Origin of the sequence: Actinomycetospora straminea (assembly GCF_028737255.1) — a bacterium.
GTDB classification, from domain to species: domain Bacteria; phylum Actinomycetota; class Actinomycetes; order Mycobacteriales; family Pseudonocardiaceae; genus Actinomycetospora; species Actinomycetospora straminea.
This window is the reverse complement of record NZ_JAQZAN010000014.1, coordinates 53,717-67,728: the sequence shown is the minus strand read 5'-3', so window position 1 is coordinate 67,728 and position 14,012 is coordinate 53,717. Positions and strand designations below refer to the sequence as shown.

The 14,012-nt window shown below is 75.0% G+C and carries 12 protein-coding genes and 1 tRNA gene; 5 read left to right on the top strand and 8 right to left on the bottom strand.

From position 1 onward, the window contains the following. Positions 1 to 52 precede the first annotated feature (52 nt). Complete coding sequence (locus PH190_RS19065) at positions 53 to 643, bottom strand: type 1 glutamine amidotransferase domain-containing protein (RefSeq protein ID WP_274233107.1); 591 nt, start codon at positions 641 to 643, stop codon at positions 53 to 55. A 124-nt stretch (positions 644 to 767) separates the two neighbouring features. Between PH190_RS19065 and PH190_RS19060 the strand changes: the two genes are divergently transcribed. Next, complete coding sequence (locus tag PH190_RS19060; RefSeq protein ID WP_274233106.1) at positions 768 to 992, top strand: copper ion binding protein; 225 nt, start codon at positions 768 to 770, stop codon at positions 990 to 992. 65 nt (positions 993 to 1,057) lie between these two features. On the opposite strand, the gene ku is transcribed toward PH190_RS19060, so the two are convergent. Beyond that, positions 1,058 to 2,086 (bottom strand): non-homologous end joining protein Ku, encoded by a 1,029-nt coding sequence (gene ku, locus PH190_RS19055; RefSeq protein WP_274233105.1) that lies wholly within the window; start codon positions 2,084 to 2,086, stop codon positions 1,058 to 1,060. 170 nt (positions 2,087 to 2,256) lie between these two features. Here ku and PH190_RS19050 point away from each other — a divergent pair, with 170 nt between their 5' ends. Beyond that, positions 2,257 to 2,985, top strand: coding sequence for an ATP-dependent DNA ligase (locus PH190_RS19050; RefSeq protein WP_274233216.1), 729 nt, complete (start codon positions 2,257 to 2,259; stop codon positions 2,983 to 2,985). 22 nt (positions 2,986 to 3,007) lie between these two features. Here the strand turns inward: PH190_RS19050 and PH190_RS19045 are convergent, their stop codons facing one another. From PH190_RS19045 to PH190_RS19030, 4 genes are all read right to left on the bottom strand, one after another. Next, positions 3,008 to 4,744, bottom strand: a complete 1,737-nt coding sequence (locus tag PH190_RS19045; RefSeq protein ID WP_274233104.1) for an HNH endonuclease signature motif containing protein — start codon at positions 4,742 to 4,744, stop codon at positions 3,008 to 3,010. An 80-nt stretch (positions 4,745 to 4,824) separates the two neighbouring features. Beyond that, positions 4,825 to 6,078, bottom strand: a complete 1,254-nt coding sequence (locus PH190_RS19040; protein WP_274233215.1) for an IS110 family RNA-guided transposase — start codon at positions 6,076 to 6,078, stop codon at positions 4,825 to 4,827. 273 nt (positions 6,079 to 6,351) lie between these two features. Then, positions 6,352 to 7,332, bottom strand: a complete 981-nt coding sequence (locus PH190_RS19035; protein ID WP_420791680.1) for a prephenate dehydrogenase — start codon at positions 7,330 to 7,332, stop codon at positions 6,352 to 6,354. 156 nt (positions 7,333 to 7,488) lie between these two features. Then, on the bottom strand, positions 7,489 to 8,742 hold the full coding sequence (locus PH190_RS19030; RefSeq protein ID WP_420791677.1) for a M20 metallopeptidase family protein: 1,254 nt from the start codon (positions 8,740 to 8,742) through the stop codon (positions 7,489 to 7,491). Positions 8,743 to 8,906: 164 nt separating this feature from the next. Here PH190_RS19030 and PH190_RS19025 point away from each other — a divergent pair, with 164 nt between their 5' ends. The 3 genes from PH190_RS19025 (at position 8,907) to PH190_RS19015 (ending at position 9,996) form a co-directional block, all read left to right on the top strand. Beyond that, positions 8,907 to 9,446 carry a tRNA adenosine deaminase-associated protein gene (locus PH190_RS19025; RefSeq protein WP_274233103.1) on the top strand — a complete coding sequence of 180 codons (540 nt, stop codon included), beginning with the start codon at positions 8,907 to 8,909 and terminating at the stop codon, positions 9,444 to 9,446. A 7-nt stretch (positions 9,447 to 9,453) separates the two neighbouring features. Further along, complete coding sequence (locus tag PH190_RS19020; RefSeq protein WP_274233102.1) at positions 9,454 to 9,900, top strand: nucleoside deaminase; 447 nt, start codon at positions 9,454 to 9,456, stop codon at positions 9,898 to 9,900. A 10-nt stretch (positions 9,901 to 9,910) separates the two neighbouring features. Continuing rightward, positions 9,911 to 9,996, top strand: a tRNA-Ser gene (locus tag PH190_RS19015). A 69-nt stretch (positions 9,997 to 10,065) separates the two neighbouring features. Here the strand turns inward: PH190_RS19015 and mftD are convergent. Together mftD and PH190_RS19005 are read right to left on the bottom strand one after the other, a co-directional pair. Continuing rightward, positions 10,066 to 11,244: a pre-mycofactocin synthase MftD gene (gene mftD, locus PH190_RS19010; RefSeq protein ID WP_274233101.1), complete on the bottom strand. Its 1,179-nt coding sequence runs from the start codon at positions 11,242 to 11,244 to the stop codon at positions 10,066 to 10,068. A gap of 168 nt (positions 11,245 to 11,412) precedes the next feature. Continuing rightward, positions 11,413 to 13,956, bottom strand: coding sequence for a substrate-binding domain-containing protein (locus PH190_RS19005; protein ID WP_274233100.1), 2,544 nt, complete (start codon positions 13,954 to 13,956; stop codon positions 11,413 to 11,415). Positions 13,957 to 14,012: the final 56 nt, after the last annotated feature.

The following is a 14,012-nucleotide window of genomic DNA, read 5'->3' as shown; positions in this document are numbered from 1 at the left end:
TCGGCGTCGGGGTCGTGGTCTGACGTGCTCTGACGTGCGGTGTCGTCCTCGCTCAGGCCTGGTCGGCCGAGAGCGCGTGGGCCGGGGTCGGGGCGTTGGCGAACTCCTCGACCAGCGTGCGGCAGAACGCCGGCAGATCGTCGGGATTGCGGCTCGTGACGAGGCCGTCGTCGACGACGACCTCCTCGTCGACCCACTCCGCGCCGGCGTTGCGCAGGTCGGTGGCGATGCTCGGGAACGAGGTCATGCGCCGCCCGCTGACGACGTCGGCCTCGATGAGCGTCCAGGGCGCGTGGCAGATCGCGGCCACGGGCTTGCGGTTCGCGAAGAACTGCCCGACGACCTGGACGACGTCCGGGATGGTGCGCAGCAGGTCGGGGTTCGCGACCCCGCCCGGCAGCACCAGGGCGTCGTAGTTCTCGATCTTGACCTGGGTGATCACCGCGTCGACGTCGAAGCGGTCTCCCTTGTCGAGGTGGTTGAAGGCCTGGATGGACCCCGGCGTCTCCGACACCAGCAGGGGCGTGCCGCCGGCCTCCTCGACCGCCTTCCACGGCTCGGTCAGCTCGACCTGCTCGGTGCCCTCCTTGGCGCAGAGGAACATGACGGTCTTCCCCTGCAGCGGCTTCGACTCATCGGCCATCGCGCGCGGCGCCTCCTCGCGTCGTCGGTACCCTCGGGGGGTATGCACCCGCTCCCCGTACGGGACGGTGCGCTGGACGCGAGGGGCTCCCCCGGCCCCGCCGCGACGAAACGGAGGCCCGCCGATGACCAGCACCACCCTGTCCGTGCCCGAGATCCACTGCGGGCACTGCAAGCAGGCGATCGAGGGCGCGGTCGGCCCGCTCGAGGGCGTGCAGGCCGTCGAGGTCGACGTCGACGCCCGCAGCGTGCGCGTCGATCACGACGAGGCCGTCACCGTCCGCGCGCTCGTCGACGCCATCGAGGACCAGGGCTACGACGTGCCCGACCAGGACGCGCTCACGAACTGACGCACCAGGCCGACGAACGCCGGCGTGGCGATCGACCGTCGGTGCGGCCGGTGCTGGCGCTGTCGTCAGGCGCTCTTGGTGCGACGGCCCTTCGCCGGCGCGGTCTCCTCGTCGCCGTCCTCGGACTTCTTCTTCGAGGGCGAGCGCCGGGTCGACTTCTTCGGCGCCTCCGCGGTGGCCTCCTCGGCCTTCTCCTCCGTCTTCTCCTCGGTCTTCTTGGTCCGCGAGCGGGAGCGCTTCGGCTTCTCCTCGGCCGCGGCCTCCTCGGACCCGGAGTCGGCGCTCGCCGCCGCGGGCTCCTCGGCCGGGGCCTTGCCGCCGGCCGCCTCGACGCTGCGCCGCAGGGCGGTGAGCAGGTCGGTCATGTCGTCGCCCTCGTCGGCCACCGCCGGCTCGGGCGCCGGACGCCCGCCGCCGTGCTCGCGCTTGTACTCGATGAGGTCGACCATCGCCTGGCGGTAGTCGTCCTCGAACTGGTCGGAGTCGAAGTCGCCGGAGAGGCTCTCGACCAGCGAGGACGCCATCTGCATCTCCTGCGGGCGCAGGTCGACCTCGGTGCGCAGCGTCTCGAACTCCGGCTCGCGGACCTCGTCGGACCATAGCATCGTCTGCAGCACGATCGCCTCGTCGCGCACGCGCAGGAGCGCCAGCGTCTCCCGCTGGCGCAGCGCCACCTTGACCACGGCCATGCGATCGGTCTCGCGCAGCGCCTCGCGCAGCAGCGCGTAGGGCTTGACGGCCTTGTTCTCCGGCTCGAGGTAGTAGCTCTTGTCGAGCAGCAGCGCGTCGATCTGGTCGGACGGCACGAACTGCACGACGTCGATCTCGTGGCCGCTGGCGACGGGCAGCGTCGCGAGGTCGTCGTCGTCGAGCATGATCAGCTGGCCGTCGTCGGTCTCGTAGCCCTTGGCGATCTCGGAGTACTGCACCTCCTCGCCGCAGACCGAGCACGTGCGCTTCTGGCGGATGCGGCCGCCGTCGCGCTCGTGCACCTGGTGGAAACGGATGTCGTGGTTCGTGGTCGCGGCGTACAGCCGCACCGGCACGTTCACGAGCCCGAACGACACCGCGCCGTTCCAGATCGCGCGCATCATCGGCCCCTCTCGGCGGACAGGCGGGTCGTCGCGGGTCGTCGACCGTCACCGTGCGTCGGCCCCAGCATGCCGCAGGAGCACCATCTGTCCCAGTCAACGCTGCCGACGACGCGCCGACCCCGGTCCGCGGCGTTGTCGGAGGGCGGGGGCACGATGGTCCGGTGCGTCCGATGCTCCCCGTCCCCGGCGACCTGCCGGTCGACGGTGCGTGGAGCTACGAGGTCGACTGGGCGGGTGTCCGCCTGCTCGCCGACGTCGACCAGGGCGAGCTGACGCTCCGCACCGCCGACGGCGAGGACGTCACCGACCGCTTCCCCGAGTTCGGCGGCCTCGTCGACGCCGTCGCCGACGGCCTGCTCGACGGCGAGGCCGTGATGCTCGACGGCGGCAGCCCGTCCGCCGACGCGCTGGGCGAGCGCCTGCGGGTCGCCGACGCCGGCCGCGCCCGGGCGCTGGCGCGCGAGCGGCCGGCCGTGTTCATGGTCTACGACGTCATGCGCCTCTACGGGGTGCCGCTCGACCCGCGCCCGCTCGAGGAGCGCCGGGCCGTGCTGACGCGCCTGGACCTCTCGCGCACCACCCGCATCCAGATCAGCCCGGCGTACGACGACGGCCCCGCCCTGCTGTCCGGCGTGGTCGCGCAGCACCTGTCCGGCGTGATCGCCAAGCGCCGCGGCACGCCCTACCGCTCCGGCGAGTCGGGTGGCGACTGGATCCGCGTGGACCCGACCCTCGCGACCAGTCCCACCCCGATGCCCGCCGCGCCCCCGGTCCCGGCCGGTTCGCCCGCGACCCAGCCCGCCGCTCCGCCCGCGACCCAGCCCGCTGCTCCACCCGCGTCCCGCCGGCCACGGCACGCGCGCCGGGAGCGCACGCCGCAGCACGACACGCTGTTCTGACGAGTGCGCCGCGGGCGTGGCCTCACGTCGGCGGATCATCGTGGTGGCCTCCGATCGGCTCGCGGCGCGCGTGTCCGAGGGGATCGTCCGGCGGGCCCGGGGTGACCGACGCGTGCACGTCCGCCGTCGCCGGCAGGAGCACCGGGCGCACGGTGCGGTAGCGGCGGCCCGTCGGCGTGGTCCAGAGGACCGAGCCGTCCGGACCCCGCGCCACGGCCCACCCGGGCAGGTGCTTGATGCGGTGGTGGTGCCGGCACTCGGGACCGAGGTTGTCGGCAGCGGTGCGCCCGTCGCCCTCGTCGGGTCCGTAGGGGACGAGGTGGTCGAGGTCGCACGCCTGCGCCGGCACGCGGCAGCCGGGGAAGGTGCAGGTCAGGTCGCGGTTGCGCACGTGCTCGGCCATCGCCGCCGGTGGTCGATAGCGCTGGTGGCCGACGTCGAGGACCGCGCCGGTCGCCGGGTCGGTGAGGACCCGCCGCCACGTCGCGTCGCCCTCGGCCGCGAGGGCTCGCGCCGTGTCCGCGGTGATCGGGCCGTAGCCGACCAGCTCGCCGGGACGGTCGTCGAGACCGAGGAGCGTGTCGGCCGGGACGACGACCCGAATCTGGACGTCGCGCGGCCGACGGGTCGGCGCGCGGGTCGGTGTCGCCGACGAGCGAGCGGTCGGCGCATCGGCCGCGGCTCGTGGTCGACCGCCGGCGTCTGTCGGCTCTGTCGGCTCTGGCGAGCCGGCACCGGAGCCGTGAGCGGCGGGGTCCCCGGAGGCGTCGGCGGCGTCGCGGGCCCGGACCTCGTCGTCGAGACCGTCACGACGCTCGCCCTCCGGGCCGTCGGGACCCGCCGGCACGGCGCCGGCGGCCGCGAGGGCGCCCAGGGCCACGAGGTCGCAGAGGGCGTCGGCGCGCCGGGCGTCGGGGGTGCGGTCGCCGTCCTCGACGCTCGCGGGCTCGGGGTCCACCGGGTCGGCGCGGCGCGCGTGGGCGTCGAGGGTGCGGTAGAGCAGCAGCGCCTCGGCGGCCGGGAGGTAGGCGGTGACCGTCGCCATGCCGTGGTCCTCCGCGCCGAGGTGGACCCCGCGCTCCCGCACCGCCGCGCGCTCGCGCCGGCGGGCGCTCGAGGGGTCGAGGCGCACCGCGGCCCGCCGGGCGGACCCCGCGAGCTGGGCGGGGGTGCGGGCGAGCGGCCGGCCGGCCGACGTGCCCTCGAGCAGGTCGCGGCAGAGGCGCTCGCGCAGCCCGGGGTCGAGGTCGAGCAGGACCCCGCCGACCGCGCGGACGTGGGCGAGCCCCAGGCGCCCGTCGAGCATCGCCTCGACGAACAGCGGCAGGCCGCTGACAAGGCTGACCGCCTCGTCGACCCGCCGAGCGGCGGTGCGTTGGGCGACCTGCCAGACCAGCGCCAGCTCGGCGACCACCGAGTCGACCTCGGCGCTCACGCCGCCCACCACGTCATCGAGCAGTGTGCCCGGTGGGCGCTGCTCCGCCCGGTCGACCGCGCGGGAGACCAGCGCCTCGATCGAGATCATCTCCTGCGCCTGGACCCACGCGGTCATCCGCGCCCAGCCCTCGAGCCGTGCCAGACCCTCCGCGGACGCGACCTGCCAGGCCAGCTCGCCGGCCGGCGAGTGGTCGCCCGCCTCGGCGCACGGCGCCAGGAGCTCGGCGGCCAGGAGCTGATCGGCCAGCTCGGCCCCCGGGGCGACGTCGTCCAGACCCACCACACGGGGGCCGACCGTCTCGTCGACGAATCCTTCGAACACGTGTTCGAGTCTAGCCGCCGACCCCGACAGCGCGGGCCCATTTCGCTGAGACGACCTCAGACATCCCATGGGTTGGGAGGTCAAGCGGCGGCGGCCTGCCGGTGGGCCCAGGCGTTGGTCTCGTCGTAGCGGGTGTGGGTCTTGAGGCAGCCGTGCAGGATGCCCACGAGGCGGTTGCCGAGTTGGCGCAGGGCGGCGTGGTGGTTCGCGCCGCGGGCGCGGAGCTGGTCGTAGTAGGCCCGGGCGCCGGGTGAAGCGCCCAGGGCGCAGAACGCCCACTGGTGGACCGCGTCGCCGAGGCGGCGGTTGCGGGCGTAACGGGCCAGGACGACGGTTCTGCGGCCCGAGGCGCGGGTGATCGGGGAGGTGCCGGCGTAGTTCCGGCGGGCTTTGTGATCTTGGTAGCGGTGCGGGTCGTCGCCGAACTCGGCTAGCACCCGGGCGCCCAGCACGGTCCCGAGACCCGGCTGACTGAGGTAGATCTCAGCGTCCGGGTGCTGGCCAAAACCCTGCGCCACCACCTCCTGCAGCGCCGGGATCTGGGCGTTGAGCCCGACGATGAGCCGAATCTGGGAGGCGGCGATGGTGGCGTAGGCCGCCTCGATCGCCGCGGGCTGGCGCAGCGCTGGGGCCCGCAGTGTGGCCTGGATGGCCTCGGTCTTGACCTCGACCTCGCGGCGGCGGGCCCGCTTGAGAATGGCGGCGATCTTCGCTCGGGACAGCCGCGCGGCGCGGTCCGGGTCGCCGGCGCGTTCGAGCAGCTCCAACGCGTCGGGGTCGGCGAGCTCGAGGCCTCCCGCGGCCAGCGCGACGAGCGCGGCGGGGAAGTGTTCCCGCAGCGCTTGGCGCAACCGCTGCAGGTGCCGGGTGCGTTCCCAGATCAGCGACTGGTGGCTGCGCGCGACCAGCTTCAGAGCGTCCACGGCGTCGCTGTCGCCGGCGATCGGGCGGTGGTGGGCCCGGTCCAGGCGCACGATCTCGGCCAGCACGTGGGCATCGCCAGGGTCGGACTTCGCCCCGGAGGTCGAGTGCCGCTCCTGATAGCGTGCCGCCGAGAGCGGGTTGATCGCGAACGCCTGGTAGCCGGCCGCGATCAGCGCGGCCACCCACGGGCCGCGGTCGGTCTCGATCCCGACGATCACCTCCCCCTCGGCCAGGGTTCCGGTCTCAGCATCGATCGCGTCCTCGCCGAGGTGCTCGGCGAGCAGCTCGTGCAGCCGCGACATGCCCGTCATGCCCTCGGGCAGCCGGGCCTTCGCCAACCGGCGACCGGTGTCGTCGAGGACCTCCACGTCGTGGTGGTCTTCGGCCCAGTCATCGCCCACGAACAGCACCACGCGTCGGCCTCCTGATCGCGCTCACGACCTTCTCGTTCGGCAGCGCGGAGCAGACCAGCCGCGACCTGATGGTCAAGTGCTCACCGCACACCGAAGCCAGCGGCGGGGCACGTCATCCCATCAGCGATCCACGTCTGCTCACGACCGGCGGGCGCACGATCTGAGGCTAGAGCTGACTATCGCCCTGGAGAGGTGAGTGCTGACCCGCCGGCCGCTACCGCAGCCGAGCCTGGCAGAACCAGGACCGACAGGTCCCATCAGGAGGGGGAGCTACGCCTCGATCCCCATCGCCTCGTCGGCGGCGTCGAGGGCCTCGGAGGTCCAGCCGATGACGCGCCCGCCGGTGCGGCCGAGCTCGCGCATGTCCTCGAGGAACTCCGCCGGCGTGCCCTCGAGGTCGATGCGGACCTCGCGGCGGGCGCTGCGCGCGCCGTCGAGCGCGGTCCGCCCGTCGTGGCCCGCCGTGAGGGTCGCCAGCAGCCCCCCGGTGGAGGCCAGCGAGCCCCGCGCCGCCCCGAGCCGTCCCAGCGCGTCGTCCAGCGACGAGAGCAGGGCCGAGCGGTTGCCCTCGGTCATCGCCGCGGTGAGCTCGGGGCGGGTGGCCGCGACCCGGGTGCCGTCGGTGAACGAGCCGGCGGCCAGGGCCAGGGCGAGCTCGCCGCCGTCGGCGCCGACCGCGGCGAGCACGGCGGCGAACAGGTGCGGGAGGTGGGAGATGCGGGCGACGGCGAGGTCGTGCTCGTCGGCGGCCGCGGGCACGACGACGGCTCCGCACGCCAGCGCGAGCGCGGCGACGTCGACCCACACCTCGAGGTCGGCGTCGTCCTCGGTCGCGACGACCCAGACCTTCTCGTGGAACAGCTGCAGCGAGCCGGCGTCCCAGCCGGAGAACTCGGTGCCGGTCATCGGGTGGCCCCCGACGAAGCGGGTCGCGGGCGCGCGGCGGGCGACGGCCTCGGCGACGGGCACCTTGACGCTGGTGACGTCGGTCAGCCGGCACTCCGGCGCCTCGCGGGCGACGGTCGCGAGCACGTCGTCGAGCGCCGTGAGCGGCACCGCGAGCACGACCAGGGCGTCCTCGACGGCGGCGCGGGCCAGCGCCTCGTCGACCGAGGCGGCGATGTCGTAGCCGTCGGCGGCGGCCTTCTCCGCGGTGGTCGTCGAGGCGGAGGCGCCCCAGGTGCGCCGCCCGGCGTCGGTGGCGGCGCGCAGCAGCGACCCCCCGATCAGGCCGAGCCCGATGACGCACACCGGACGCTGCTGGGCGGCGGCCAGGGTGGCCCCGGCCGAGGCCAGCCCGTCCACCCCGGCGGACTCCACGGTCTCCGTGTCGGCATCCACGCGAGCGAGGGTAGGGCGACCCGGGAGAGTGAGGGCGGTGCGCCCGAACGGGTCGCTGGACGCAGGTCAGCGGGCTCGCAGGGCGTCCAGGACGTACCCCGAGTACAGGGCGACCCCGGCGACCATGGCGTCCTCGTCGAACACGACACGGTTGGAGTGGTTGGGCGGCGCCTCGGCCGGGTCGACGTCGGTCGGGCAGGCGCCGAGGAACGCGAGCGCGCCGGGCACGCGGCCGAGCACGTAGGAGAAGTCCTCCGAGCCCATGATCGGGTCGGGCATCGGCTCGACGAAGCGCGACCCGAGCACCGAGCGCCCGACGTCGGCGACGCGCTCGGCGACGTCCGGGTCGTTGACGGTGACGGGGTAGCCGACCTCGATGTGCACGTCGCACTCGCACCCGTAGGCCGCGGCGACGCCCGTGCAGACCTGCCGGATCTCGTCGAGCACCCGGGCGCGGGTCTCCTCGGAGAGGGTGCGCACCGTGCCCTCGAGCACGGCGGTCTCCGGGATGACGTTGGTCGTGGTGCCGGCGCTGATGTGGGCGACGGTGAGCACCGCGGGGTCGAAGGCGCTGACCCGCCGCGTGATCATGGTGTGCAGCGCGCCGACCATCGCGGCGGCGGCGGGCACCGGGTCGAGCGCGTCCTGTGGCGCCGAGGCGTGGCCGCCGCGGCCGGTGACGCGCACGTGCAGGTCGTCGGACGACGCCATGATCGAGTCGGGGCGGGTCTGCAGCGTGCCGGCCGCGAGGCGCGAGGTGACGTGCAGGGCCATCGCCGACTCCGGGACGCCGCCCGGCCCGTCCGCCGAGAGCAGGCCCTCGTCGATCATCGTGCGCGCGCCGTGGGCGCTCTCCTCGCCCGGCTGGAACATGAACACCGCGGTGCCGGCCAGCCGCTCGCGCCGCCCGCAGAGCAGCCGGGCGGCGGAGGCGAGCATCGCGGTGTGCAGGTCGTGCCCGCAGGCGTGCATGGCGCCGTCGGTCTCCGAGGCGAACGGCACGCCGGAGTCCTCGGTCATCGGCAGCGCGTCCATGTCGGCGCGCACGAGCACCGTCGGACCGGGGCGGGCGCCCCGCAGGACGGCCGTGACGGAGGTGCAGTCGCGGCCGGTGTCGATCTCCAGGGGCAGCTCGCGCAGCGCGGAGAGCACCGCCGCCTGGGTGACGGGCAGCGTCAGCCCGACCTCGGGGTGGCGGTGCAGGACCCGGCGCAGGGCGAGGGTGCGGGGCTGCAGCGCGCGGGCCTCGGCGAGGAGCGCCCGCTCGGGGGCGCGGTGTGCCGCCCGGCGACCGCCCGCTCGCCGCTCCGGAGCCGTCACCCGTCCGATCCTGGCACCCCCGTCGTGTGCTCGCGGCGTGCGCGCACCGCCCGTTCACCCGCCGGCGACCCCCCGGATGCCCGGAGGCAGTGCGCCGACGACCGCCCGGCGCCCGTGACCTCGCTGGACTTCCACGCAGGCACACCCGCACCTACCGTAGTGGCATGGCAGGTCAGGGCCCCGGAGGCTCCGCCGCGACACGCGGGGGCGCCGGCACCGTCGCGCCCCTCGACGGGTGGGCCGTGGCGGTGACGCGCGAGGAGGGCCGCTGGCGCGCCGTCGCGATGGACCGCGACAGCCTGGCCGACCTCGACGCGGCCATCAGCGCCCTGCGCGGCCTGCGGTCGACCGGCGCGGTGCTCGGCCTGCTCGACGTCGACGACGAGTTCTTCGTCCTCGTGCGCCCGACGCCGGGCGGGGTGGCGCTGCTGCTCTCCGACGCCGTCGCGGCGCTCGACTACGACGTCGCCGCCGACGTGCTCGACCTCCTGCGCCTCGAGGTGCCCGACGAGGACGAGGCCGACGACGACCCGTGGCCCGAGGGCGACCTCGGCATGCTCGCCGACCTCGGCGTGCCCGCGGACGAGCTCGCGGTGCTGGTCGAGGAGATCGACCTCTACCCGGACGAGCAGCTGACGGCGATCGCCCGCCGGTGCGGCTTCGCCGACGAGCTGGCCAAGGTCGTGGAGACCGCTGGGACCTGAGGCGTGGATGGACCGGGCCCTCGAGGTGGCCCGGTCCTCGGGTGACGACGTGCCCGTCGGGGCCGTGGTCGTCGACGCCGACGGCCGCGAGCTCGCCGCCGCCGCCAACGCCCGCGAGGCCCTCGGCGACCCGACCGCGCACGCCGAGATCCTCGCCCTGCGGGAGGCGGCCACGCACCACGGCGACGGGTGGCGGCTGAGCGGCTGCACACTCGTGGTGACCCTGGAGCCCTGCACGATGTGCGCCGGCGCGGCCGTCCTCGCGCGGGTCGACCGGATCGTGTTCGGGGCCTGGGAGCCGCGGACCGGGGCCGTCGGGTCGCTGTGGGACGTCGTGCGCGACCGGCGGCTCAACCACCGGCCCGAGGTCGTCGCCGGCGTGCGGGAGGCCGAGTGCGCGGCACTGATGGTCGGCTTCTGGCCCGGTCGTCAGCGCGGAGGAGCGGTCCCGTAGCCTTGTCGGCGGTAGCGTGTCCGAGCGGCCAAAGGAGCGCGCCTCGAAAGCGCGTGTGGGTTCTGCCCACCGTGGGTTCGAATCCCACCGCTACCGCGCTGTGCAGCAGGACGACGAAGGGCCCCTCCCGTGATCGGGAGGGGCCCTCGTCGTCTGCCGGGGCCGCTAGTGCACGGCCTGGCGGGTGAAGTTCGGCGGGATGATGAGGTCCTCGGGCACGAGGTCGTGCACCGACGACTTGCCGAGCCCCATGAGGCCCGAGCCGATGCCCCCGCGCAGGATCTCGAAGACGTTCTCCACGCCCGGCTGGCCGGCCGCGGCGAGGCCCCAGAGGTACGCGCGGCCGATGGCGACGGCGCGCGCGCCGAGCGCCAGGGCCTTGACGACGTCGCTGCCGCGGCGGATGCCGCCGTCGAGGATGACCTCCACGTCGCGCCCGACCGCGTCGACGATGCCGGGCAGCACGCGGATCGGCGCCGGGGTGGAGTCGAGGTTGTTGCCGCCGTGGTTGGACACCTGGATCGCCGTGGCGCCGGCGTCGACCGCGCGCTTGGCGTCGTCGATGCGGGTGATGCCCTTGACGCAGAACGGGAGGTCCGAGCCCCACTGCTCGCGCAGCCACGCGACGTCGGCCCAGGTGGGCGGCGGGGTGAACATCCACTGGCCGTAGGCGCCGAAGAACGTCGGGGCCTGCTCGCCCTGGGTGGGGATGTTCGGGACCGTCAGGTCGGGGATCTTGCCCGAGCGCAGGAACGCGAGGCCCCACTTCGGCCGTGTCGCGCCCTCGGGGATGTACTTGAGGATCGTCTTCCAGTCCATCTTCTCCGGGATGGCCGGGCTGCCCCAGTCGCGCCCGTGGGAGAACGACCAGTCGAGCGTGACGATGAGGCCCTTGGCGCCGGCCTTCTTCGCCCGCTCGGCGCGGGCGGCGAGGGTGTCGCGGTCGCCCACCCAGTACATCTGGAAGAAGGTCGTCGGGTTGGCCTCGACGACGTCCTCGATCGCGCGGCTGGCGAACGACGACAGGCCCATGGCCGTGCCCGCGTTCTTCGCCGCGCGCGCGACCGCGACCTCGCCCTCCGGGTTGACCGCCTGCACCCCGGTGGGGGAGATGATCACCGGCATCGAGATGTCCTGGCCCATGACGGTGGTCGTCAGGTCCTTCTCGAACGGCAGGTCGCACACGTGCGGCAGGAACTGCAGCTCGCGGAAGGCGTTGACGTTGTCCTCGAGCGTCGCGCCGGCCTCGCTGCCGGCGACCAGCGCGCCGTACACCGACTTCGGGAGGCTCTTGCGGGCGCGCCGCTGCGCCTCGGCCACGGACTCGAACCACTGACCAGCCATGACGACCCTTCTCCGCGTGACTCGCTCCACAGCACCGTACCGGCGCGTGGCGCGGCGCACGGTGTCTGCGCGGACGGTCCGGGGGCCCTCCGTTCGGAGGGGGCCGGACCTGCTCCGGACCTGCCCCGGACCTGCCCCGGACCTGCCCCGGACCTGCGCCGGACCTGTTCAGTGCCGGGGCGGCGGGCCGGTGGAGGCGCGCACGATGAGCTCGACGGGCAGGCGGTGCTCGTCGTCGACGGTGCTCGGGCGCAGCAGCAGGGCCGCCGCGCGCCGGCCCTTCTCGCGGTGCGGCTGGCGCACCGTCGTCAGGGCGGGGTGGGCGTCGGCGGCGGCCGGGACGTCGTCGAACCCGACGATCGACACGTCGCCCGGCACCGACAGCCCCACGTCCTGCGCGGCGGCCATCGCCCCGAGGGCGAGCTCGTCGCTCATCGCGAGCAGCGCCGTCGGCCGCGGCCGGCGGGCGAGCAGCGCGGCGGCGGCCCGGCGGCCCGCGTCGCGCCCGTACGGCGAGCGCTCCTCGACGGGCACGTCGGCCCAGGTCAGGCCGGCCTGCTCCGCGGCCTCGCGGTAGCCGACGAGACGCTCGCGCGCGGCGCGGTAGTGGGCGCGGGCCTGGCGGTCGAGGTCGGCGGTGCCCTCCCACTCGTCGTCGACGATCGGCATGGCGATGACGCCGAGGTGGGTGTGGCCGAGGTGGAGCAGGTGGCGGGCGGCGGACGCGGCGCCCCGGCGGTCGTCGATGCCGACGTGCCCGGCGCCCGGCAGCCGCGGCCCGTCGACGACCACGAAGGGCAGGCCGCGGTCGACGATCGCGGCGAGCTTGCCCTCGATCGGCACGTCGCAGTAGCAGATGACGGCGTCGACCAGCGCCACGCGGGCGACGGCCCCGGCGGGCCCGCCGCTGATGAGCACGAGGGCGAGGTCCTCGTCCTCGCAGACCTCGCTGACCCCCTGCAGGAAGAGCACCGCGGCGGGGTCGCTGAACGCGAACGACATCGGGTCGTCGTAGACGAGGCCCAGGGCGTTGACCCGCCCCCGCGACAGCGTCGCGGCCAGCGGGTGCGGTCCCGCGTAGCCCAGCTCGCGGGCGGTGTCGAGGACCCGATCGCGCAGGCGGGGACTCAGCCGCTCGGGGTGGTTGTAGGCGTTGGACACCGTCGCCCGCGAGACGCCCAGCGCGTCGGCCACCGTCGCGAGGGTGACCCGCCCGCCCCGGCGCCCGTCGGTCTGCACCCCCCGATTCTCCCGCGCCCGGCGTGGTGGCCGGGAGCCGACGAGCAGATGAACCGGTTCAACCGCAGGTCGATCGACTTCTCGCCACCTCTTGCGCGCTCCTGCTTTGAACCGGTTTAGTAAGGATGCGACGACAGGAGGAGGGGACATGCGACTCCCACGGAGCTGGCGGGACCTGGTCGACCGCGACACCTGGCGCAGCGCCGCCGCGCGGGAGGTGGCGCGCGAGGCCGAGCGGGTCGTCGCCCGGGCCGCGGCCCGCGACCGGCTCCGCGCCGTCGAGGCCGAGATCGCCGCGCTGCTCGCCGACGAGTACGTGCCCGCGCGGGGGCGCCGGCTGCGCGCCCTCGAGCACGCGCGCGAGGACCTGCAGGCCGCGCTCGTCGCCTGAGCTGAGCGCGCCTCCATGACGTTGCGCGTGTGCAGGGCCGAGAGCTCGGCGGCCTCGTCGGGCGGGAAGCCCAGCCGCGCCAGCCGCCCGCGGCGGCCCTCGTCCATCGCGCGGTGCAGCTCCTGGACGCGGTCGTACCCGCGCGCGATCGCCTCCGGCGCCCACGACCCGGCGGCGAGCAGGACCAGGGCGTCGAGCACGTCCGCGTTGAGCCCGGCGGTGTCGACCAGCGCGTCGTGACGCCGCGCGATCGCCGTGCGCAGCGACCCGCGCAGCGACGGGTCGAGCGTGCTCTGGTGCTCGAGGTGCGCGACGCCGAACGCCACGTGCCGCGCCTCGTCGACGCGGGCGAGGTGGGTGATCCGGGCCGTGACCGGGTCCGGGGCGTGCTGCTCGAGGAAGCCGAGCAGGGCGAGGAAGCTGCCCTCCCCGAGGACCGAGAGCAGGAACGACGCGAGCGAGAAGTCCGGCTCGGCGAGGAGGGTCGCGAGCGACGAGCGACCGCCGGCCGAGGAGGTGCCCATCGGCCCGCCGTGGAGCATCGCGCGCCGGGTGAAGACCTCCATGTGCCGGGCCTCGTCGGCCGCCTGCACGGCGAGGAGCTGCTGGACCTCGCGGAAGTGCGGGTGCACGCGCGCGAGCAGGCCCGCCGGCACGACGAGGGCGGCCTGCTCGTTCTCGACGAGGTAGGTCATCACCTGCACCACGGCGGCCTCGACGTCGGGCACCGGGTCGGCGGGGGCGGCGTCCCAGTCGACCGCGGTCGCCGGGTCCCACTGGGCGGCGGCCGCGTGGGCGTCGAGGCGCGGGGCGAGGTCGGCCCAGACCACCTCGCGGCGGTCGATGTCGAACCCCGTGGTCGGCCCGCCCGGTTCGACGAGCGCGCCCCGGGCGGCGAGGCCCCAGCGGGCCGGCGGCCGGTCGACGATGCCGTCGACCCCGGGCCCGCCGGCGCGCTCGGCGCCCTGCCAGCGCTGCAGCTCGGCCGGGCCGCGCACGAGCTGGAAGGTCGCGGTCCGGTCGGTGAGCGTCGTGAAGCCGTGGCCCTGCCGGCGCGCCCACGCCCGAGCAGTTCCTCCCATCGGCCGAACCGCCGACGACCCGTGGGCGAACGATGCCCGGGAACCGACGAGGAGGT